This is a genomic window from Ralstonia sp. 22086, from assembly GCF_052045975.1.
Lineage (GTDB): Bacteria > Pseudomonadota > Gammaproteobacteria > Burkholderiales > Burkholderiaceae > Ralstonia > Ralstonia wenshanensis.
Map to the genome: position 1 here is coordinate 578,908 of NZ_JBQEPZ010000004.1, position 21,893 is coordinate 600,800.

Sequence of the window (21,893 nt, forward strand, 5' to 3'; positions counted from 1 at the left end):
TCGCAGTGCGGCAAGGCACGCAGAAACGGGTACGCTCCACGTCGACCTGACGGTGTTGCGCAGGCAATGTTGCGCCGCAATGACCGCCCCCCAGGCCGGGCGGCGGACAATCCCCTATCGCACGGTCGTGCGCTTTCCGGTAAAGTCCCGCGACTGACTGCACGTGCCGGCCACCCCGGCGCGTCGCACAAGAGCGCTGTACCCATGGCGCCTTCGCTTCACACTCCGACGCACTTCCGGTGCACGCATGCCCGATCCGGCATCGCTCGCCCGGCAGGTCTTCCGCCGTTTCGCCAACGTTGTCTTGTCTTCGTGGCGCGAAACCCGGCAGGCGAGCGTCCGGACGCGATGCAGGGCGCATGCGGGGGGAGCGACGGTGTTGGGCCAGCGCATCTTCGAGACGCATCGCATTCAAGCAATCGCGACGGACAAACAAGGAGCAGGTTCGCATGCAAAAAATGATCAAACGGCTGCTGTTGACGGCAGTGGCTGCGGGGGCGGCAATCGCAACGGGCGCGGCAACTGCGGCCCAGGACATCAAGATCGGTGTGGCCGAAGCGCTGTCGGGCGGCGCAGCTCAGTACGGCGTGGCCATCCGCAACGGCTTCCAGTTGGCCGCTGATGAGATCAACGCCGCGGGCGGTATCAACGGCAGCAAGATCGCACTGGTGATCGAAGACGAGCAGGGCAAGAAGGAAGAAGCCATCAACGTCTTCAAGAAGCTGATCTTCCAGGACAAGGTGGCGATGGTGTTCGGCCCCACGCTGTCGAACTCGGCACAGGCGGCCGACCCGATCGCGCAGGCTTCCAAGACGGTCGCCTTTGGCACCTCCAACACCGCAGACGGCATCACCAGCATCGGCGATTTCGTCTTCCGCAATTCCGTGACCGAAGCCGACGTGTTGCCGGCCACGATCCAGACCGTTGTGAAGAAGGCCGGCGTGAAGAAAGTGGCCGTGCTCTACGGCAACGACGACGTCTTCACCAAGAGCGGGTACGACAACTTCAAGAAGGCGCTCGAAGACCTGAAGATTCCGGTGACAACCACCGAGACCTTTGCCAAGGGCGACGTCGACTTCAAGGCGCAACTCACGAAGATCAAGGCGACGAACCCGGATGCGATCGTGCTGTCGGCGCTGATTGCCGAAGGTGGTCCGATCATGGTGCAGGCGCGTCAGCTCGGCCTGAATGTGCCGGTCATCGGCGGCAATGGGATGAACTCGGTCAAGGTGTTCGACCTGGCCAAGGATAAGTCCGACAACCTGTGGGTGGGCAGCCCGTGGTCGATCGAGAACCACACGGCCGAGAACAGCAAGTTCATCACCGCCTACACCGCCAAGTACAAGGCCGCGCCGGACCAGTTCGCCGCGCAGGCGTATGACGCCATGTACATCGCGAGCAAGGCGCTGAAGACGGTCAAGTTCAGCGGCAACCTCGAAGCCGATCGCAAGGCAATCCGCGATGCACTGCCGGCAGTCAAGCACACCGGCGCGACGGGCGCGTTTGCCTTCCGCCAGGTGACGGCACGCGGCAAGCCGGCCGGCTACGACGCCGTGCAGACGCCGATCGTGAGCGTGACCAAGAACGGCAAGTACACCATCGAGAAGTAATCTTCGGTTCTCGTTGAAACCCTTTGAACGAGACAGGCGGGGCGTAGCTAAACCTACGCCCCATCGCTTTTTTTGCGGCTGCTTTGGTGACTGCTTTGGTCCCCTTCGGCCGCACCTCACTCTGATTCATCATGCTGGAACAGCAACTCGTCAATGCGCTGTCGCTCGGCTGCGTGTATGCGTTGTTCGCCCTGGGGTTCACGCTGGTTTTCGGCATCCTGGGCGTGATCAACCTGTCGCACGGCGCGGTCTTCATGCTCGGTGCCTATGCGGCGCTGCAGGTCGTCCTCCACTTCGATCTGCCGCTATGGGCGGCGCTGGCCGTCGGTTTTGCCGTGAGTGGCGTGGCCGGCCTCATCATCGATGTGCTGCTGCTGCGCCCGCTGCGCCGGCGCAACGCGCCGCACCTGATCCCGATGATCGGGACCATCGGTGCGGGCATCGCCATCAATAACGCCATGCAGGGCGTGTTCGGGGCGGAGAACCTGCGCTTCCCGGCGGGGCTCGTGTCGGATGCCTCCCTAGACTTGGGCGGCATTCATCTCACGCCGCTCGAGCTGAGCATCATCGTGCTGTCGTTCGTGCTGATGGGCGCGCTCATGCTGCTGCTCAAGCGCACGCAACTCGGCCGCGCGCTGCGCGCGATCGCAGAGTCGCCGAAGGCGGCGGCGCTGCTCGGCATCAATGTCGAAGGGCTGTTCCTGCTGACCTCGTTTGCCGCCGCCGCGCTGGGCGGGTTGTCGGGCGTGCTGATCGGCCTGTACTCCAACGCCGTGTTCCCGTTGATGGGCCAGCCGATGCTGCACAAGGGCATCGCGGTCATCATCCTGGGTGGCCTGGGCGATATTCGCGGCGCAATGTTGGGCGGCCTGTTCCTCGGTTTTGCCGAAGTGCTGTCGGTGGCCTACATCGGCTCGACCATGCGCGACGCGGTGGCGTTCGGCTTGCTGTTCCTGATCCTGCTGGTGCGGCCGCAAGGGCTGTTCGGCAAGGTGCTGGAACGCAAGGCATAAGGAGACCGACGACATGGAATGGTTCGACAACTTCTGGTCGGTCTACAGCAACCTGGTGCTCACGCTGGGCATCAATGCGCTGCTGGCGCTGTCCATTTACCTGACGCTGTCGTGCGGCTTGCTGGCGATGGCGAATGCGGCCTTCATGGGCATCGGCGCCTACACGGCGGCGCTGCTGACGATGAACGCCGAGATGCCGTTTTCCGTCGCGCTGTTGGGCGGCATGGTGGCGCCGGCCGTGGTGGCCGTGGTCATCGGGCGGCCCACGCTGCGTCTTTCCGGCGTGTATCTGGCCATGGCCACGCTTGGTTTTGGCGAAGTCGTGCGCGTGCTGATCCTGAACACCGAAGACTGGACCGGCGGCGCGCTGGGCCTGAACGGCATTCCGCAGCTGACCGAGTGGTGGCACGTGGCGCTGGCCGTATTGGCGACGCTGTTCGTGCTGGCGCGCATGCGTCGGTCGAAGGTTGGCCGCGCTTTCGAGGCCATCAAGGAAGACGAAACCGCTGCTGGCCTCATGGGCATCAACGTGGCCGGCACCAAGCTGCTGGCGTTCACGCTGGGTGCGGCCATCGCCGGGCTCGCGGGTGCACTCAATGCGCATCTGACGTTCTTCATCGGCCCGAACGAGTTCGGTTTTGATCGCGGCGTGGAGATTCTCACGATGACGATCCTGGGCGGCACCAACGGCCTGACGGGCCCGGTGCTCGGCAGCCTGATCCTGTCGCTGCTGCCCGAGTTGCTGCGTGCGTTCAAGGATTTCCGCCTGGTCGTCAACGGCGTGATCCTGATGGTGATCGTGCTGTTCCTGCCCAAGGGCATCTGGGATCCGGCGCGTTTCGCGCGCTGGTTCGGCATCAAGCGCGGCGGCACCATGCCGGGCACGGGCAACACCCCGGCCGCTTCCAATGAATCGCACTGAGGCCGCCATGCTGAAACTCACCTCCATTTCCAAGCGCTTTGGCGGCCTGTCGGTGCTGCAGGACGTCAACATAGAAGTGCCGCAAGGCACCATCTTCGGCTTGATCGGCCCGAACGGCGCCGGCAAGACGACCGTCTTCAACCTGATCACCGGCCTGCTGGCACCCACGGGCGGCTCGCTGACGTTCAACGGCGAAAATCTTGTCGGCAAGAAGCCGCACCAGATCACGCAGATGGGCATCGCACGCACGTTCCAGAACATCCGCATCTTCAAGGAGATGACGCTGCTGGAGAACGTCGTGGTGGGCATGCACCGGCATCTGGACTACGGGGCACCGGGCCTGCTGCTGTCGCTGCCCAAGTACCGCGCTGCCGAGCGCCGCGCGCGCGACCGGGCGCTGGAGCTGCTCTCGTGGGTCAAGCTCGACCACAAGGCGCACGACATTGCCGACAACCTCTCGTACGGCGACCAGCGCAAGCTCGAACTCGCGCGGGCGCTGGCCACCGAACCCAAGCTGCTGTTGCTCGACGAGCCCGTCGCCGGTATGAACACCGGCGAGAAGGTCGACCTGATGGCCGAGATCGAAAACATCAAGGCGCGCGGCTACACGATCTTCATGATCGAGCACGACATGCGCTTCGTGATGGGCTTGTGCGAGCGCATCGCGGTGCTCAACTTCGGCCGCATCATCGCCGAAGGGCCGCCCGAGGCGATCCGCAATGACCCGCAAGTCATCGAGGCGTACCTGGGCCGCGATGACGACGATGACGCGAACGGCGATGCCGCGCAGAAGGAGACGGCATGACCACGTTGCTGGAAGTCAAAGGGCTGGATGTGTCGTACGGGCACATCGCAGCCGTCAAGGGCATCGACTTTGCGCTCAAGGCCGGCGAAATCACCTCGCTGGTGGGCGCAAACGGTGCGGGCAAATCGACCACGCTGCTGGCGCTCTCGGGCCTGATCCCGAAGTCGCAGGGTGACGTGCGCGGCCAGATCCTGTTCGAGGGCGAAGACGTTACGCAGTGGTCCGCCCACAAGCGTGTGGAGCGGGGCATCGTGCAGGTGGCCGAAGGGCGGGCCACGCTCACCACGATGACGGTGCGCGAGAACCTGGAGCTGGGCGCCTACACGCGCAAGGACAAGGGGCAGATCGCCTCGGATCTGGAGCGCGTGTTCCACCTGTTCCCGCGCCTGAAGGAACGCATCGATGGCATGGCCGGCAACCTGTCGGGCGGCGAGCAGCAGATGCTGGCCATTGGCCGCGCGCTGATGGCTCGCCCGCGCGTGCTGCTGCTGGATGAACCCTCGATGGGCCTTGCGCCGATCATCGTGCAGGAGATCTTCCGCATCCTGCGCACCATCAATGCCGAGGGTCTGACGATTTTCCTGGTCGAGCAGAACGTGCGTCAGGCGTTGAAGATCGCGCAGCACGGCTACGTACTGGAAACCGGCGAGATCGTGCTGGCTGACAGCGGCAAAAACCTGTTGGGCAATCCACGCGTGCTCGAAGCCTACCTGGGCGGCTGAGCGTTCCGAATGCGCCTCGGCATGCAATATTGCCGAGGCGTAAGAACCGCATATCCATTGGGTTTGCGGTTCATTTTCATCCAAAAGCGTACCCGTTTCTGCGTACGTTCAAATCCCTGCCAAGACGTGGCGCTGTGCATCGAACAGGGCGATCAATGCGTCGGCCACGGCCCGCACGCGCGGTGAGCGTCGAACGTCGGGGTGGATCACCAACCAGATTTCTCGATGCAATGCAGGGTCGTCGATGGGCAATCGGCGCAAAAGCGTACCCGTTTCTGCGGGCGCGCCAAGCAGGTGAGGCAGCGCCGCGACACCCAGTCCGGCCAGCGCCGCCTGATGCATTGCGGCCAAATCGCTGCAGCGTAAGACCACGCGACGTTCGCCTGCGTAGTTGTCCAGCCAGCGCTGTTGCGGGACGTGGCGCAGGTTTTCGTCGTAGCCGATGAATTCCCATTCGGCTTCGGGGCGTGCGAGTACTTCTGCGGTGGCGTACAGACCGTAGCCGAGGTCGCCCAATGGCCGTGTCGCCAAGGTCGATGACGTCGGACGCGACAAGCGCACCGCCAAGTCGGCTTCGTGCGCCATCAGGTTGGCGTTGCGCTTTTCGCCCAGCAGCACGAGGTCGATGCCGGGCCATTGCCGGCGCAGTGTCGCCAGGTTTGGCGCAATGATGTGGCTGGCCACCGTGGGTGGCGCGGAGATACGCACCGTCCCGCGCAAGCTGCCCGCGCCCGCTGCCGCACGCGCAAAGCCGGCGGCTTCCTGCTCCATGCGCTCAGCGCGCTCGGCCAGTGCGTTGCCTTCAGCGGTCAGGCGCCAGCCGCGCGGCAGGCGGTCGAACAGGCGCACGCCCAACGATTGCTCCAAGGCATCGGCACGCCGCGCTACCGTGGTGTGTTCCACCGCCAGCCGCCGTGCAGCGGCCGACAAGCTGCCCTCGCGCGCCAGCACGAGAAAGTAGCGCACGTCATCCCACTGCAAGGAAGAGGAAGGTTCGGCCGCCGCCGCACGCGCCGGGGCGCGCGCATTTTTTGGCCGACCTGGGCTTTTTTGCACAGAAGCTGATCGGTTTTTGTGAATTCCCGGGTGATTCTGAACGGATTACGCTTCTTTCACAACGTGACGAACGCAGTACCCGTCATCCACCAAACCGAAAAGCGTACCTATTTCTGCGAGGACATTTGCCATGCATGCCAAGGTGATCCAACTGCGCGAACCCGGACCGGCATTGGGTTTGCGGCCCGCCAGCCTGATGTTGGCGCCGCCTGCGCCGAACGAGTTGACGGTGCGGCACACGGCCATCGGCGTGAACTTTGTCGACGTGTATCACCGTGTCGGGCTGTACCCGGTGCCGGCATTCCCAGCGGTGCTCGGGGTAGAGGGCGTTGGCGTGGTGGAAGCGATGGGGTCGGAAGTGCGCGGCTTTGTCGTTGGACAGCGCGTGGCCTGGGCCGGCCTGATGGACGGCGCGCCCGGCGGCTACGCCAGCCACCGCAACATCCCGGCCGAACGGGCGATTGCCTTGCCCGATGCGCTGGATGACGAAACCGTGGCAGCCACGTTGGTCCGCGGCATCACTGCACACATGCTGCTGACGCGGGTACGGCAGACGCGCGCCGGCGATACGCTGCTCGTACACGCTGCAGCCGGCGGCCTGGGCGTGTTGCTGGTGCAGTGGGCCAAGCGCCAGGGTGCGCGTGTGATCGGCACGGTTGGCAGCGAAGCCAAGGCCGCCGTCGCGCTGGGCCACGGCGCAGACCACGTTGTGCTGCATCGCCAGCAGGATGTGCGCGAAGCCGTGCTGCAGCTTACCGGCGGGGAAGGCGTCGACTACGTGATCGACGGCATTGGCGGCGCGATGCTGCAGACCTCGTTGGCAGTGACGCGGCCGTTCGGCATGGTGGCGAGCATCGGACAAGCAGGCGATGTCGGCAACGCCCAGACCAATGCTGTCGACCTTGCAGCGCTCGGACCAGCGCGGTCCATTGCGTTGGCGCGGCCGGGTGTCATCCGCTACATGGCCGATCTGTCGAACTACCGAACTGGAGCGCAGGCGGCATTGCAACGCATGCTGGATGGCGTGCGCGTGCCGGTGGGCGGTACCTATGCGTTGGAAGATGCGGCCGCCGCGCACGCCGCGCTGGAAGCCGGACAGACTTCAGGGGCGTTGCTCTTGTGCCCTTGAGAACCCCGCGCGCCGAAGGGTTTCCGTACAAAGCGTACCCATTTCTGCGGGGCACTCAGCATCGTTGCTTCACGCTGCCAGGTCTCGCGTTTCGAAGGTTTGACCTCATCCCACAAGGAGCCATCGCATGCTGTACCTGATTCTTTTCAACTACACCGCACCGCTCGAAGCACTCGATCGGGTGCTGCCTGCGCACCGCGCGCATCTGGACGCGCACTATGCGAGCGGCCACTTCCTGATGTCGGGGCCGTTCTTCCCGCGTGAGGGCGGCGGCATCCTGGCGCGTGCCGAATCCCGCGAAGAGATCGACGACATCGTCGCGCGCGACCCTTTCGTCATCGAAAACCTCGTGCAGGCGCGCGTCATTGCCTGGGGCCCGAATCGTCGGAGTGCTGATACACCGCAGGCGTGGTTGCCAGACGCCCTGGTCGCGACGTCGACTTAAAACCGGTGCGGCGCCGCCGCTATTATGTCGGCTTGTCCTTGCGCGAACCGACATGACCGACACGCCGCCGCCTCAATCTGAAGTGCCGCGCCAGCCATGGTGGCGGCGCGCGACTGCCCGGCTGCCGTTCGGTCGCGAGCATCTGGTGTTCGTGATCGCCGGGGTGATCGGCTGCGCGGGCGCCTTGTCGACGATCCTGTTTCGCGAGTGCCTGCGCCATCTGCAATGGTGGCTCTCCGGTACGGACCAGGGTTTGGTGGCCACGGCACGCGCGCTGCCGTGGTGGGCGCGTCTGTTGGTGCCGACGGTAGGTGGACTGCTGGCAGGCATCACCTTGCAGGTGGGCCTGAAGTGGATCCCCCGAAAAGGCTCGGAAGACTATATGGAAGCCATTGCCGTGGGCCATGGCGTGCTCAGCGCGCGCCAGAGCCTGGTGCGCAGTGCGTCGTCGTTGTGCTCCGTGGCCAGCGGCGCGTCCATCGGGCGCGAAGGGCCGATGGTGCAACTGGCAGCAATGTGCGGCTCGCTGGTCGGCCGGGTACTGCGGCGCTGGACGCCGGTGCCGGTCGAGCAACTGCGTCTGCTGGTCGCTTGCGGTGCGGCCGCTGGCATCACGTCTGCCTACAACGCGCCCATCTCGGGCGCCGTGTTTGTCTGTGAAATCGTGTTCGGCGTCATCACCACGGCAACGCTCGGGCCGCTGCTGGTGGCGGCTGTCACCGCCGATATCGTGGTGCGCCAGTTCTTCGGGTACGGGGCGGTCTACGAGATGCCGCACTTCGATTTCGTTTCCGGCTGGGAAGTGCTGACGTATCTGGGCCTGGGTTTGGCGGCGGGGATGGTGGGGCCGCTGCTGCTGGGGCTGATTGACCGCGCGCGTGATGCGTTTGCACAGACCAAGCTGCCGCTCACGCTGCGATTGGCGGCCGGCGGGTTGATTGTCGGTGCGCTGTCCACGGGCGTGCCCGAGGTCTGGGGCAACGGCTACAGCGTGGTCAATAGCTTTCTGCACGAGCCGTGGCTCTGGCAGACGGTGGCGCTGGTGCTGATCTGCAAGGTGGTGGCGACGGCGTCGAGCGCGGGCTCTGGCGCGGTGGGTGGCGTGTTCACACCCACGCTGTTCTGTGGCGCGGCGCTCGGTTTGCTGTACGGCACGGGCATGCACGCGCTGCTGCCGGGTGCTGCGCCGGTGCCGGTCAGCTACGCGGTGGTCGGTATGGGTGCGCTGCTGGCAGCCACCACCCATGCGCCGCTCATGTCGATCCTGATGATCTTCGAGATGACGCTGTCGTATCAGGTGGTGCTGCCACTCATGTTGGCGTGTATTACCGGCTATGTGACGGCACATGCAGCCGGTGCGCCGTCGGTGTATGCGCGTGCGCTGGCGCGCAACCGTGCAGATGCTGGCGACGATGCGCAGCACCTTCCATCGCCCTCACCGGGCACGCAGAAATAGGTACGCATTGCTGGTTTGGGAGGCGCCCGACCACAGATATTCCTTGATGGCAAGCTTGCCAAGTCAGCTAAATCCAAGGAAAAGCGCTCTATAAGCCTCTTTGAATTGTGCGTTTCCGGGAACTTTCAGGAGTTTTTGCGACATTTTGTTGCTGTTGCGAATCGTTATCATTTATATTTGCGTCCGCAATTCGTAGTGCGCTCTCGTGCACGGCGGCACGGGCGCAGGAGGGCGTTCCGGAGCGGCTGGCACTCAATAGAAGAGCGCCGCCGGAGAAACCACGCAATGAACCGCCGCACGCCCGTCGCCAGCGCCCTGTTGGCTCTGTTTGCCACCCCCACCGTCGCACTTGCCCAGCAGGCCACGCTAGCCCAGGCACCGGCCACCACCACGTTGCCGGAAGCCGTTGTGAAGGGGTCTGCCCCGCGCGACGACTACAACGCCGCCAAAAGCTCCATCTCGAAGCTGCCCGAGAACCTGCGCGATGTGCCGCAATCGGTGACGGTCGTGCCCAAGGCGCTGACCGATGCGCAAGGCGGCAGCTCGCTGGCCGATGCGCTACGCAACGTGCCGGGCATCACCATCGGTGCGGCCGAAGGCGGGCAGATCGGCAACAACATCAACCTGAACGGGTTCTCGGCGCGTACCGACATCTACCTTGATGGCTTCCGTGATCGCGGTCAGTACTACCGCGACCTGTTCGCCCTCGATTCGGTGGAAGTGCTGATGGGCCCGTCGTCGATGCTGTTCGGCCGCGGTTCAACGGGCGGCGTCATCAACCAGGTGACGAAGAAGCCGAAGCTGAAGGCGGCCACGGAAATCACCGGTTCGGTCACGACCAACGGCCTGGTGCGCGCCACCGCCGACGTCAACACGCCGACGTCCGATACCTCCGCCTTCCGCATCGCCGCGATGGCGCAGAACGGCAAGACCAGCACGCGCGACGAAATGACCGCGCAGGATTTCGGCATCGCGCCGTCGTGGCGTTTCGGCATCGGCACGCCAACCGAGGTGACGCTGTCCGCGCTGCTGCAGCACAACCGCGACATGCCCGATTACGGCCTGCCCAACCTCAACGGCCACCCGGTCAACGTCAGCCCCAAGACGTATTACGGCTACACCGACGACCGCACCACACAGGACGTGGCGTCGTTCTCGGCGAATATCGATCACAAGTTCTCGCCCAACCTGCGCCTGCGTAACCAGACGCAGTTCAATTACGTACAGACCGATGCGCGCGAGACGGCGCCCAACGCGGTGGGTACGGTCAATTCGTCGGGCGTGTTCACGGCATTGACCAACAGCAATCTGCCGCTCTCGGCGCTGTCGGTGCGCCTGCAAAGCCATGACCGCCGCATCCGTGACTATTCGCTGTTCAATCAGACCGAGCTGACAGCCAAGTTCGATACGGGTTCGGTCAAGCACACGCTGCTGGTCGGCACCGAGTTCGGCCACGACGGTTACGACAACCAAAACTATTACCGCAACGGCTCGTGCAACGGCACGCCGCTGGCGCAGTCGAGCATGACAAGCGGCTTCGTCTCGTGCGAGCCACTGGTCAGCCCGAGCTACACCACGTCTCCGGCCAGCACGCCGTCGAGCCTGGGCAACCTGCAGGGCGGCTCGGCCAACACGGTGGCGGCGTACTTCAACGATTCGATCGAATTCACCAAGCAGTGGAAGGCGGTGGCCGGCCTGCGCTACGACCGCTATGTGGCGAGCATTTCGAACTCGCTGAATTCGGCGAACACGCCGGCGTCGGCCAAGATCACCGCGCTGCCGTATGCGCAGCAGACCGTGAACTTTGTCAGCACGCGCCTGGGCGGCATCTGGCAACCGACGGACTGGCAGTCGTACTACGTGTCGTACGGCACGTCGTTCAACCCGTCATTGGAACAACTCGTGGGCACCACGGGCCAGCAGGGGTTGGACCCGGAGAAGAACAAGTCGTATGAAGCCGGTGGCAAGTGGGATCTGCTCAACGGCGATCTGTCGGTCAGCTCGGCGCTGTTCCAGATCACCAAGGACAACGCCCGCACACAGATCGACAGCACGACGTACACGTCGGCCGGCAAGATCCGCGTGCGCGGTGCGCGCCTGGGTGCCACGGGCCATGTCACCGACAAGCTGCAGATCTTCGCGGGCTATACGTATCTGGATGCGCAGATCGTCAATGGCATTGCCGCGGGCACACAGGGCATGACGCCGGCCAACACGCCCAAGCATTCGGCCACAGTATGGACGAGCTACGCCTTTGTGCCGAACTGGGAAGTGGGTGCGGGCGCGTTCTACATGTCCCAGCGGTATGCCAACAACACCAACACCGTGCAGACGGGCGGCTTCGTGCGTTGGGACGCAATGCTGGCCTACCATCAGCCGAAATACGACGTGCGGCTGAACCTGTTCAACGTGTTCAACAAGACGTATTACGATGCGCTGATTCCGTCCGATGGCGGTCGCGCCGTGCCGGGCACCGGCCGTGCGGCGATGCTCTCGGTGGTCTATCGGATGTAATGGCTGGGGGATGGGCCCTCGGCTGCATCCCCGTTTCTTTCGAGCGCCATGCTTGTCTGCATTCCGAACGTTTTCAACGCCGCGCAGGTGGCTGCGCTGCGCGATCTGCTCGATAACGCGGGCGATGCCTGGGTCGATGGCCGCGTGTCGGCCGGATATTCGGGGGCGCCGGTCAAGGTCAACCAGCAGATTGATGAGGGCGCAGAAGTGGCCCTGCAGTGCCAGCAGCTCATCCTGAGCGTGCTGGAGCGGCATCCGCGCTTCATCAGCGCGGCGTTGCCGAACGTGGTGTACCCGCCCATGTTCAACCGCTACGGCGAGGGCATGACCTTCGGCGCGCATGTCGATGGCAGCGTGCGCATCCACCCGCACAACGGCACAAAGCTGCGCACCGACATCTCGGCCACGCTGTTTCTGTCAGACCCCGCCAGCTATGACGGCGGCGAACTGCAGATTGAAGACACATACGGCATGCACAGCGTCAAGCTCAATGCCGGCGACTTGGTCATCTACCCGGCAACGAGCCTGCATCAGGTGACGCCCATCACGCGTGGGGTGCGCGTAGCGAGCTTTTTCTGGATCCAGAGCCTGATTCGCGATGACGCGCAGCGCGCCATGCTGTTCGACCTGGACAACGCCATCCAGACGCTCAACCAGACCGACGCGGATGCCACCGCGCGCCGCACGCTCATCGGCGTGTATCACAACCTGATGCGGCAGTGGAGCGAGACCTGATCTGAGCGCCCAGCGTCACACCCGTGGCGGTGCGGCGCACTGTGAGCCGTGCGCTTCGGCTTAGTGGCCCGAACGGCGATACAGCTCGGCCATCATGCCGCAGCTTTCCACGTGCAGCGCGACGGCGCGGCTGGCTTCACGGCGCACGATTTGCCAGAAACGGGCGAGGCGCGAGGCGGGGGCGGCTTTGAGAGCGACGGTGTTCATGGCGATTCCTTCTGAGGACTGATTTAGGGATAACCCTAGTAGGGAATACCCGAATGTTAGTCCGAATATTGCGGCGCAGCAAATCGCATTTGCCAGTGTCGCCTCATCGCCACATATGCGTGCCTAATCGGCCACTCTGCTGACCGTGCCGGCATTGCCGTCCACGCAGATCGTCTCGCCGTCTTCCAACTGTGCCCGGATGCCGGGCAGGTTCACCACCGCCGGAATCCCGAACTCCCGCGCCACGATGGCGCCGTGCGAGAGGTAGCCGCCGGTTTCCATGACGAGCCCGCCGGCCTTCAGGAAAAGCGGCGTCCAGGCGGGGTCGGTGCTGGGGGCGACCAGGATATCGCCCGTTTGCAGCGCCGTGCCGGCAGCCGCGTGATCGACGAGCCGAGCCTGCCCCCGTGCCGAGCCTGCGCCTACGGCGGTGCCGCTCCACGCATCGCCTGTGAGGGCGATTGGCGCGCTGGTCCCGACCCGTGCCTCGCCATGTTCGGTGAGGATGTCCGGCTCCTGCGCGGCGGCCCAATCGTCCAATTGCTGGCAGCGTTCACGCGCGCGCTGGCCGGCGAAGCGCCGAGGCAGCGCACCGGTGCCCGCGGCAACGCATTCGTCCAACGTCAGGTTGAAAATGTGTTCGGGCGCATCGAGTCCTTCTTCGCCGACAAGCCTGTCAGCCAGTTTCAACAGACCGATGCGCAGCGCGTCCAGATACGCCACCAGTGCGCTGCGCGCGGCTTCGCGCTGGTTGCTATCGCGCACGGCACCCTTGAGCATCCCCCGCACAATCGGGCGCAGCCAGAACGGCAGGCGCGCCCACGCACGCTTGGAGGCAGCCAGCTGCCGTTGCCGCACGGCATTCGCGTCGCTGCCGATCAGCCCGACGACGAGGTCGAGCACATAGTCGGGTTGCTCGCGCCAGCGCGGGCGGCGGAAGTAGCTCTCTTCAATGGCGCGGTGCCCGTAGCGCTCCAGAAACGTACTGAAGTGCTGGCGGAACGGGCTGTGCGCCGGTAGTTGCAGCGCCCATTGCGTGCCGATGCGGTTGTCGGCGCGAAGCCAGGCGAGCGCCTCGGCATCGGCGGCGGCCGTTTGCGCCAGGGCCATCAGTTCGTAGCTTTGCTGCGCGGTAACACTGGGTTCAGCGCCGGCCATGAGCGCGGCGGCCAGGGCGTGGCCCTCACCAGGGCACTGTTTTTCGATCACGTCGACCAGGCCCGAAACGGAGCCGCCCGCCGAGCCTTGCAGGAAGAACAGGCCGTCTGCGCGGCGCGCGATGTTGAAGCGGTCGCGCAGGCAGGTGGCCAGCTCTGCGGTCGATGCCGGCCAGGCGTCTTCACGCCATTGCGCGGCCTGCTTGCGGGCGCGGTTCAGATCGCTCTGTGCATGGCGGCGCGCGGCGCCGGCGCTGCACAGATAACGCACAAGCCGCGCGCCACGCGCCAGCCGTTGCGGCCATGTGGCGCGCGGCAGCGCAATCTCGGGCTGCGTGCCGCCCAGCATGCGGTTGATGGCCTCTGGTGCAATGCCGAACGCGTCAAAGGCCTCCCACTGCATCAACGAGACATCCAGATACACGCGGCCACCAAACAGCCTGGCGCGCGCCAGCCCTGGCAGCAGTGCGTAGCCTGCCAGCGAGTACGCCAGCATCAGCATCCGGTTGGCTGCGTGACCATAGAGCGTCCAGTCGATGGGCGACAGCGGCGCGGGAAACACCTCGCGCGTGTTGCCGCGCGTCCAGAACGTCGGCTGGGTTTGGAGTGCGGCGTAAGTCTGGCGGGCGGCCGTGGTGATCGGGCGCGCCTGCACGATCCAGAAGCGTTGCCCGTCCCAGACCCATTCGATGTCATAGCGGGGCTGGGCAAAGTCGAGCGCACGGGCCGTGTCGCGCGCGACCGTGGCCAAGGCGATGAGCTGCGCGTCGTCCAGCACGGCGCGGCGGGCGTCCGCAGTGGCGGTGTCTGCGAGTGCGGTGCCGCCTTCGGACAGCGCCCGCGTCATGCGGTGCTTCGTGCCGATCCGGCGTTCGACCACATGCAGCGTGTCGTCTTGCGGCGCAACTTCCAGCCGGTCGACGTCGCCATCGGCATGGCCGCCCACCAGCGCTTCGCCCAGGCCCCAGTGCGCGTTGACGACGATGTGGTCGTCGCGGCCCGTCAGCGGGTCACACGTAAACGCGATGCCTGCGGCCAGTGCCGGCAGCATCGGCATGATGACCACGGCCATCGCCAGGTCTGTCGTGTCGATGCCAAAGCGCTCGCGGTATGCCAGCGCTTGCGGTGCATGCGCCGAGTCCCACACTGCGCGCACCGCGTCCGCCAGCGCCTGCATGCCCATCACGTTCAGTCGCGTCTCGTGAATGCCCGCGAACGAGCGTCGCGCGGAATCCTCCTGCGGCGCGGAAGAGCGCACAGCCAGCGGCGTGTTTTGCCAGCCGCGCGCGGCCAGCGCTTGCGCGATGGCAGCCAGCACCGTATCGGGCACCGCCTCTCCGTGATTCCGCCGGAGGCTGGCGTCCGCGGCCAGCACGAAACCATCGGGCACCGGCACGCCGAGTTTCGACATCCGGCCAAGCTGCCAGCCCTTGCCGCCCGCCACAGCGGCACCAGCCGCCGCTGCAGCCGGCCAATCGAGCACGAGCGGGTTCATCAAGCCTCCTTGCGGGCCATGCCGTGCAGGAACAGGTCGATGACGGCGGAGAAACCCGCGTGCAGGTCTGTTTCGGGACGTGCCAGCCAGCGCATGAGCGCGCCGAGATACAGATACTCGAACAGCCCCGCGAGCTGCTCGGCATCGAATCGGGTGTCAAGCTCGCCCGAGCGCTGCGCCGCGTCGATGAGCGCCATGAACACCGCTTCCAGCCCGCTGCGCTTCTCCGGGTCACGGTTGCGGGCGGCCAGGTCGGCGCTGGCAAAGCGGTAGCGGAAATACGCGGCCAGATAGGGCCGGCGCACGTTGCACCAATCGGCCGAGGCGGAAAGCAGCACCGCCAGGCGGGAGGCGAAATCCGGCTGCGCCTCGATCTGCGAACGCAACTGCGCGCCGCCTGCCGCCAGTTCGGCGTGGAACTGGTGCGCCAACAGGGCTTCCTTGACCGGAAAGTGGTTGTACAGCGTGCCCTTGGACACATCGGCCTGCGCTGCAATCTGCTCCATCGTCATCGTGTCGTAACCGTGCTGCTCGAACAGGGAGAAGGCGGTGGCCGCCAGGTGGTCCAGCGTCTGGTTGCGCTTGCGCTCGCGGCGGCCGGCTTCAATGGGGATCGGGTTGGACGACATGATGGGCACACCATTGTTTAAACGATGTGCAATTTTATACGTCGTTCAAAAATATGTGCAAGCGAGAGCCCCTATGTAGAATCAGCCCATTCTTCCGGCAACCTTTTGACAGGACCGACCATGACTGCACTGCGCACGCTATATCCGCCCATCGAGCCCTATGAAACCGGCATGCTCGACGTGGGCGATGGCCACACGGTTTACTACGAGCGCGTTGGCACGCCCGGTGCCAAGCCCGCGGTGTTCCTGCATGGGGGGCCGGGTGGCGGCGTTTCGGTTGATCATCGCCGCGTGTTCGATCCCGCACGCTACGACGTGATGCTGTTCGACCAGCGCGGCTGCGGGCGGTCGACGCCGCACGCGGGGCTGGAGGCCAACACCACGTGGCATCTCGTGGCCGATATCGAACGCCTGCGCGCCATTGCCGGCGCCGAGCGCTGGCTTGTCTTTGGCGGCTCGTGGGGTTCGACGTTGGCACTCGCTTACGCGCAGAAGTATCCGCAGCACGTGAGCGAACTCGTGTTGCGCGGTATCTACACCGTCACGCAGGCCGAGCTGCGCTGGTACTACCAGTACGGCGTATCGGAGATGTTCCCCGAGAAATGGGCCCGCTTTCAGGCGCCCATTCCCGAGGCCGAGCGCGGCGACATGATCGCCGCCTATCGCAAGGTGCTCACCGGCAATGACACCGCCAGGCAGATCGAAGCCGCCCGCGCCTGGAGCGTGTGGGAAGGCGAGACCATTACGCTACTGCCCGACCCGAGCAACAGCGCCAAGCACGCCGACGACCATTTCGCCCTGGCCTTCGCGCGGCTGGAGAATCACTACTTCACGCACCAGTGCTGGCTGGAAGAGGGCCAGTTGCTGCGCGAGGCGTACAAGCTGGCGGGCATTCCCGGCGTGATCGTGCATGGCCGCTACGACATGCCGTGCCCCGCGCGCTATGCGTATGCGCTGCATCAGGCGTGGCCCGATTCAGACTTCCACCTGATCGAAGGTGCCGGCCATGCGTGGTCCGAACCGGGCATCCTCGATCAGCTGCTGGCCGCAACGGATCGCTTTGCCGGCAAGTAACCCATGACGGATTCCGCCGACCTGCGCTTCCTGCTGGCCATCCAGGACAACGGCAGCCTGGTGGCGACGGCGCGCGCGTTGGATGTGACGCCGTCTGCCGTGTCGCAACGCCTGCAGCAACTGGAGAAGAAGCTCGGCACACGGCTGGTCGATCGCACCGCGCGCAGCCTGCGCTTTACGCAAGAGGGCGCGCTGCTGTGCGAGCGCGGCGCAGAGCTGATTCGCCAGCTCGACGCATTGTCAGAGGATTTGCACACGCGCCGGGGCGGTCTGGTCGGCACGCTCAAGGTGAATGCGCCGCTGGGGTTTGGGCGACGTTACGTCGCCCCCGTCATTGCCGATTTCCAGCAGCAGCACCCTGATGTCGACATCGAACTGGCGCTGTCCGATGCACCCCTTATCGAAGCGGCGGACCGGTTTGACGTGGTGGTGCATATTGGCGCGCTGCAGGTGTCGAACCTGGTCGGCCATGCGATTGCACCGAACGCACGCTTTGTCTGCGCGTCGCCCGCATTTGTGAAGCGCTTCGGTTTGCCCGAAACGCCCGATGACCTTGCCGCGCTGCCTTGCATCGTGCTGCGCGAGAACAAGGAAGACGTGTCGCTCTGGCACTTCAGCAAGGGCCGCACGAGCCGCAGCGTGCGCGTGCCGAGCCAACTCATCTGCAACGACGGCGATGTCATCCGCCAGTGGGCGTGCGAAGGGCGCGGCGTGATCCTGCGCTCCGAATGGGATGTCGCCGATGATCTGCGTGCGGGCCGCCTCGTGCGATTGCTGCCCAGCTGGAAGGCGCCGGATGCCAACGTGATCGCGCTCACGCACAACCGCGCGGGGTTGCCGCAACGTACGCGTCACTTCATGCAGGCGCTGCAGAACCGCTTCAAGCCGCAGCCGCCGTGGCGCGCATGATGCAGCGTCACTGAATCTTTGATTCAACCTGGCTTCACCGAAAGCCGCTGCGCGGTACCTACAATCGGTGGCATCGATCTCCACCGATTTGCAGGTGACAAGCGTGAACGCTTCCACGGTTTCTCCCGACGCCCGCTATCCCAAGGCCATCCTGTTCGATCTGCTGACCGCGCTACTCGATTCGTGGTCGTTGTGGAACCGTGCTGCGGGCTCCGAGCAGGCAGGCCGCACGTGGCGCGCCGAGTATCTGCGGCTGACGTACAGCTGTGGCGCGTACGTTCCGTATGAAGCGATGGTGCGGCGGGCCGCGCAGAACGCTGGCTTGCCGGCTTCCGCCCCGGAAGCACTGGAAGCCAACTGGTTGCATCTCGCACCGTGGAGCGGCGCAGCGCAAGCGCTGGCCCAGCTCCAGCCGCATTGCAAGCTGGCCATCGTCACCAACTGCTCGGAACGGCTGGGCCGGCAAGCCGCTGCGCTATTGCCTGTTACCTGGGATGTCGTCATCACGGCCGAGCAGGCGGGTGTGTATAAGCCCGATCCGAAGCCGTATCGCATGGCGCTTGAACAGCTTGGCGTGGATGCGGCTGACGCGGCATTTGTTGCGGGCTCCAGCTACGACATGTTCGGCACAGCGGCCGTCGGCCTGCGCACGTACTGGCACAACCGCGTCGGCCTGACGCCGGTGGAGGGCGCGCAGCTGCCGGAAATCACCTCGCCCACGCTCGACGATCTGCTGCCCTGGGCCCGCCGTTTTGCCGCATGAGGATGCAAACCATGACCGCCGACACGCACACGCTTGAAACCCTCGACACGCCGGCTGCGCTGATTGACCTGCCGCGCATGCAGCACAACATCGCCCGCATGCAGCACCGCATGAACGCGCTGGGCGTGAAATTTCGTCCGCATGTAAAGACCACCAAGTGCCTCGACGTGGTGCGCGCGCAGATGGCGGCCGGCGCGCAAGGCATCACCGTATCGACGTTGAAGGAGGCCGAGGCCTTCTTTGCCGCCGGCATCCAGGACATCCTGTACGCGGTGGGCATTGTCGCCACCAAGCTGCCGCGCGCGATGGCGCTGCGCAAGCGGGGCTGCGATCTCAAGCTCGTGGTCGACAACGCAGAAGCCGCCCACGCTGTGGTCGACCACGCCCGCGCGCACGGTGAGCGCTGTGAAGTGTGGATCGAAGTCGACACCGATGGCCACCGCTCCGGCATCACGCCCGAGCAAGATGCACTGCTGGAAGTCGGCCGCATCCTGAAAGACGGCGGCATCGACGTGGGCGGCGTGATGACGCACGCCGGCTCCAGCTACGACCTGAGCGACCGCGCCGCGCTGGCGGCATTGGCCGAGCAGGAGCGTGCCGGTTGCGTGCGCGCCGCGCAGCGCCTGCGCGAAGCCGGGGTGCCGTGCGCGGCGGTGAGCGTGGGCTCCACGCCCACCGCGTTGGCCACCGAGCACCTCGAAGGCGTGACGGAAGTGCGCGCGGGCGTCTACGTATTCTTCGATCTGGTCATGCACAACGTGGGCGTGTGCGCGCTGGACGAAATTGCACTGAGCGTGCTGACCACGGTGATTGGCCATCAGCCCGACAAGGGCTGGGTGATTGTGGATGCCGGATGGATGGCGATGAGCCGTGACCGCGGCACCGCCAGGCAGTCGCAAGACTTTGGCTATGGCCAGCCGTGCACGCTCGATGGCACGCCGCTCGACGGGCTCATGCTGATTGGCGCAAACCAGGAGCACGGCATTCTGGCAGCGAGCGATGGCTCGGTACAAGACGACTTGGTGGCGCGCTTTCCGGTCGGCACGAAGCTGCGTGTACTGCCAAACCATGCGTGCGCCACGGGGGCCCAGTTCCCGGAGTACCAGGCGGTGTCGTCGCGGGGCATGGTGCAGACGTGGGGGCGGTTCCACGGGTGGTGAGTGGTGCGGCCGCGCCCAGCATGAAACCGCGCAGGAGCAGGCTTGACGCGAACAGAGCGGGTGGCCGGCGGTGCCTCGTCGCTGCATCGCTGCGGAGCACAAGCCTCGGCATGCCGAACCCATCCAGACAACAAAAAACCCGCGAGGCTCATCGCCACGCGGGTTTTTGGTCGCCCCTGAACTGCTTGGGACTGTGTTTGGTGCCCAGGAGAGGACTCGAACCTCCACGGAGTTACCCGCTAGTACCTGAAACTAGTGCGTCTACCAATTCCGCCACCTGGGCTAGGTGAGCGGCGCATTTTACCGACCGCCAAAAAATTTGCAAGCCCTTCTTTTCTGATCGGCTATTCCACCGGCGCGCCTGCGTTACAGCCGTTACGCGTGTGGCGGTCCGCAGGACGGCAACCTCGCTGCTACGCTGCCACGCAGCTATTTGCATTCCCCCCAACATGAGGTTGATCGATGATGAAACTCCGCCACGCCGCCACCGGCGCCCTGCTGGCCGCGCTTGCCACCTTTGCCCACGCCGAGCACCCGATCTGCACGATCGTGGCCGATGCCGCCACGGGCAAGGCCGTCTTGCACGAAGGCAAGTGCGACGAGCGCGTGACCCCCGCTTCCACCTTCAAGCTGGCGCTGGCCGTCATGGGGTTTGACCACGGCTTCCTTAAGGACGAACACACCCCCGTAGAGCACTTCAAGCGCGGCGACCCCGACTGGGGCGGCGAAGCCTGGCACCAGCCCATCGACCCGGCGCTGTGGCTCAAATATTCAGTGGTCTGGTATTCGCAGCGCATTACGCATGCGATGGGCGCGCAAACCTTCCAGGCGTACGTGCGCAAGCTCGGCTACGGCAACATGGACGTGAGCGGCGACCCAGGCAAGAACAACGGCATGGACCGCTCGTGGATCACCTCGTCGCTGAAGATATCCCCGGAGGAGCAGGTCGACTTCATGCGCCGGATCGTCAACCGGCAGTTGCCGGTATCTGCACGCACCTACGAGATGGTCGACCGTACCGTGCAGACCTGGCAGGTGCCGGGCGGCTGGGCGGTGCAGGGTAAGACGGGCACCGCCGGCCCGGCGCCGGGCAATACGTCGCCCGACGGCACGTGGGACCAGGCGCACGCTTACGGCTGGTTTGTCGGCTGGGCCAAGAAGGGCGACAAGACGTATGTGTTTGCCAACCTCATCCAGGACGACAAGGTTGAACCGACCTCGGGCGGCATCCGCTCGCGCGATGCGCTGCTTGCCCGCCTGCCGGAAGTGCTGGCCTTCGCCGGGCACTGACCAACGGCGTCATTCATGCATGACGGTGCTCGGCTTCGCTGCGCACCGTCGTCTCATCCACGCCCAGGCGCTGATGCAATTCCTGCCAGCCCTTGGGCGTGACCAGCACCGCGCGTGAATCCCGTGCGCGCAGCATCCACCCGACATCGCACAGGCGCCGCAGGAACTGCACCCCCAGCGGACCCGCCAGGTGATGCGTGCGCTCCGTCCAGTCCAGGCATTGTCGCGCCAGCCCGCGCCGCGTCGGGCGAATGGCACGCACGTCGAGCCCCACATCGCCAAACCACGTCACGCCGGCAGGCGTGATCTCGTATTGCTTATCTGGCATCGGCAGCAGATAGCCGCGTGATTGCAGCGCGTGCGTGACAGCCACGCCCACTTGGCCCGCAAGGTGGTCGTAGCAGCAGCGGCAGAAGCCCAGTTCGCGCGCTTTTGGGCTGGGTGTGGTGCGTCGCACGGCCGCGGCCGGCGTGATGGCGGCAAGGTGCTCCAGCGCTTGTGCCACATGTGCCCCGGCCAGCCGAAAGTACTTGTGCCGTCCCTCGGTTTCCACCACCACCAAGCCACCGTCGAGCAACTTGGCCAGATGCGTGCTGGCCGTCTGCGCGGTGACGCCCGCAGCATGCGCCAGCTCCCCAGCAGGCAGCGCGCGCCCATCGAGCAACGCCGTCAGCATGGCTGCCCGTGCCGGGTCGGCGATCAGGAAGGCCGTGCCGGAAAAGCTGTTCGGATGCGACATGTCGGGCTCCTCGTCATCTGGCCATTCTAGGGAGCCGCGCGCCGCGATGCTTCGACACGCATC

At 65.2% G+C, this 21,893-nt stretch carries 20 protein-coding genes and 1 tRNA gene; 15 read left to right on the forward strand and 6 right to left on the reverse strand.

The features are described 5' to 3' along the window. Nucleotides 1-449 precede the first annotated feature (449 nt). The 5 genes from ACTJK6_RS19940 (at nt 450) to ACTJK6_RS19960 (ending at nt 5,072) form a co-directional block, all read left to right on the forward strand. Entirely contained in the window at nt 450-1,610 is a 1,161-nt protein-coding gene (locus ACTJK6_RS19940; RefSeq protein WP_252694067.1) for an ABC transporter substrate-binding protein, read from the forward strand. A gap of 131 nt (nt 1,611-1,741) precedes the next feature. Next, the gene (locus tag ACTJK6_RS19945) at nt 1,742-2,623 is read left to right on the forward strand and encodes a branched-chain amino acid ABC transporter permease (protein ID WP_232038806.1); all 882 of its coding nucleotides are present in this window, start codon (nt 1,742-1,744) and stop codon (nt 2,621-2,623) included. 13 nt (nt 2,624-2,636) lie between these two features. Continuing rightward, the gene (locus ACTJK6_RS19950) at nt 2,637-3,545 is read left to right on the forward strand and encodes a branched-chain amino acid ABC transporter permease (RefSeq protein WP_232038805.1); all 909 of its coding nucleotides are present in this window, start codon (nt 2,637-2,639) and stop codon (nt 3,543-3,545) included. Nucleotides 3,546-3,552: 7 nt separating this feature from the next. Continuing rightward, nucleotides 3,553-4,350 carry an ABC transporter ATP-binding protein gene (locus ACTJK6_RS19955; protein WP_232038804.1) on the forward strand — a complete coding sequence of 266 codons (798 nt, stop codon included), beginning with the start codon at nt 3,553-3,555 and terminating at the stop codon, nt 4,348-4,350. After that, on the forward strand, nt 4,347-5,072 hold the full coding sequence (locus tag ACTJK6_RS19960) for an ABC transporter ATP-binding protein (RefSeq protein ID WP_440839935.1): 726 nt from the start codon (nt 4,347-4,349) through the stop codon (nt 5,070-5,072). The genes ACTJK6_RS19955 and ACTJK6_RS19960 overlap by 4 nt, the downstream gene beginning before the upstream one ends. A gap of 108 nt (nt 5,073-5,180) precedes the next feature. Here ACTJK6_RS19960 and ACTJK6_RS19965 read toward each other — a convergent pair whose 3' ends face one another. Then, a complete protein-coding gene (locus ACTJK6_RS19965; RefSeq protein WP_232038803.1) occupies nt 5,181-6,053 on the reverse strand; it encodes a LysR family transcriptional regulator in 873 nt (290 codons plus the stop codon). Nucleotides 6,054-6,258: 205 nt separating this feature from the next. Between ACTJK6_RS19965 and ACTJK6_RS19970 the strand changes: the two genes are divergently transcribed. The 5 genes from ACTJK6_RS19970 (at nt 6,259) to ACTJK6_RS19990 (ending at nt 12,407) form a co-directional block, all read left to right on the forward strand. Continuing rightward, the gene (locus ACTJK6_RS19970; RefSeq protein ID WP_440839936.1) at nt 6,259-7,257 is read left to right on the forward strand and encodes a quinone oxidoreductase family protein; all 999 of its coding nucleotides are present in this window, start codon (nt 6,259-6,261) and stop codon (nt 7,255-7,257) included. A 127-nt stretch (nt 7,258-7,384) separates the two neighbouring features. Continuing rightward, a complete protein-coding gene (locus ACTJK6_RS19975; RefSeq protein ID WP_232038801.1) occupies nt 7,385-7,702 on the forward strand; it encodes a YciI family protein in 318 nt (105 codons plus the stop codon). Between the two features lie 52 nt (nt 7,703-7,754). After that, on the forward strand, nt 7,755-9,158 hold the full coding sequence (locus ACTJK6_RS19980) for a ClcB-like voltage-gated chloride channel protein (RefSeq protein WP_440839937.1): 1,404 nt from the start codon (nt 7,755-7,757) through the stop codon (nt 9,156-9,158). 285 nt (nt 9,159-9,443) lie between these two features. After that, nucleotides 9,444-11,672 (forward strand): TonB-dependent receptor, encoded by a 2,229-nt coding sequence (locus ACTJK6_RS19985; RefSeq protein ID WP_440839938.1) that lies wholly within the window; start codon nt 9,444-9,446, stop codon nt 11,670-11,672. Nucleotides 11,673-11,720: 48 nt separating this feature from the next. Then, nucleotides 11,721-12,407, forward strand: coding sequence for a Fe2+-dependent dioxygenase (locus tag ACTJK6_RS19990; protein WP_027679602.1), 687 nt, complete (start codon nt 11,721-11,723; stop codon nt 12,405-12,407). A gap of 60 nt (nt 12,408-12,467) precedes the next feature. Here ACTJK6_RS19990 and ACTJK6_RS19995 read toward each other — a convergent pair whose 3' ends face one another. The 3 genes from ACTJK6_RS19995 to ACTJK6_RS20005 all read right to left on the reverse strand — a co-directional run bounded on the left by ACTJK6_RS19995 (nt 12,468) and on the right by ACTJK6_RS20005 (nt 15,895). Then, nucleotides 12,468-12,614: a hypothetical protein gene (locus ACTJK6_RS19995; RefSeq protein WP_252694076.1), complete on the reverse strand. Its 147-nt coding sequence runs from the start codon at nt 12,612-12,614 to the stop codon at nt 12,468-12,470. A 123-nt stretch (nt 12,615-12,737) separates the two neighbouring features. Next, entirely contained in the window at nt 12,738-15,266 is a 2,529-nt protein-coding gene (locus ACTJK6_RS20000; RefSeq protein WP_440839940.1) for a PEP/pyruvate-binding domain-containing protein, read from the reverse strand. Further along, nucleotides 15,266-15,895, reverse strand: a complete 630-nt coding sequence (locus tag ACTJK6_RS20005; RefSeq protein ID WP_440839941.1) for a TetR/AcrR family transcriptional regulator — start codon at nt 15,893-15,895, stop codon at nt 15,266-15,268. Before ACTJK6_RS20005 ends, ACTJK6_RS20000 begins: the two co-directional genes overlap by 1 nt. Before the next feature lie 120 nt (nt 15,896-16,015). Between ACTJK6_RS20005 and pip the strand changes: the two genes are divergently transcribed. From pip to ACTJK6_RS20025, 4 genes are all read left to right on the forward strand, one after another. Then, nucleotides 16,016-16,969: a prolyl aminopeptidase gene (gene pip, locus ACTJK6_RS20010; RefSeq protein ID WP_316869292.1), complete on the forward strand. Its 954-nt coding sequence runs from the start codon at nt 16,016-16,018 to the stop codon at nt 16,967-16,969. A gap of 3 nt (nt 16,970-16,972) precedes the next feature. Further along, nucleotides 16,973-17,878: a LysR family transcriptional regulator gene (locus tag ACTJK6_RS20015; protein WP_440077688.1), complete on the forward strand. Its 906-nt coding sequence runs from the start codon at nt 16,973-16,975 to the stop codon at nt 17,876-17,878. A 94-nt stretch (nt 17,879-17,972) separates the two neighbouring features. Further along, nucleotides 17,973-18,641 (forward strand): HAD-IA family hydrolase, encoded by a 669-nt coding sequence (locus ACTJK6_RS20020; RefSeq protein ID WP_440839943.1) that lies wholly within the window; start codon nt 17,973-17,975, stop codon nt 18,639-18,641. 11 nt (nt 18,642-18,652) lie between these two features. Beyond that, complete coding sequence (locus ACTJK6_RS20025; RefSeq protein ID WP_440839945.1) at nt 18,653-19,801, forward strand: DSD1 family PLP-dependent enzyme; 1,149 nt, start codon at nt 18,653-18,655, stop codon at nt 19,799-19,801. A gap of 198 nt (nt 19,802-19,999) precedes the next feature. Here ACTJK6_RS20025 and ACTJK6_RS20030 read toward each other — a convergent pair. Further along, nucleotides 20,000-20,084 (reverse strand) — tRNA-Leu (locus tag ACTJK6_RS20030). 179 nt (nt 20,085-20,263) lie between these two features. Between ACTJK6_RS20030 and blaOXA the strand changes: the two genes are divergently transcribed. Further along, entirely contained in the window at nt 20,264-21,091 is an 828-nt protein-coding gene (blaOXA, locus tag ACTJK6_RS20035; RefSeq protein ID WP_232038791.1) for an OXA-22 family class D beta-lactamase, read from the forward strand. A 13-nt stretch (nt 21,092-21,104) separates the two neighbouring features. On the opposite strand, the gene ACTJK6_RS20040 is transcribed toward blaOXA, so the two are convergent. Then, nucleotides 21,105-21,830, reverse strand: coding sequence for an ArsR/SmtB family transcription factor (locus ACTJK6_RS20040; protein ID WP_440839946.1), 726 nt, complete (start codon nt 21,828-21,830; stop codon nt 21,105-21,107). Nucleotides 21,831-21,893 lie beyond the last annotated feature (63 nt).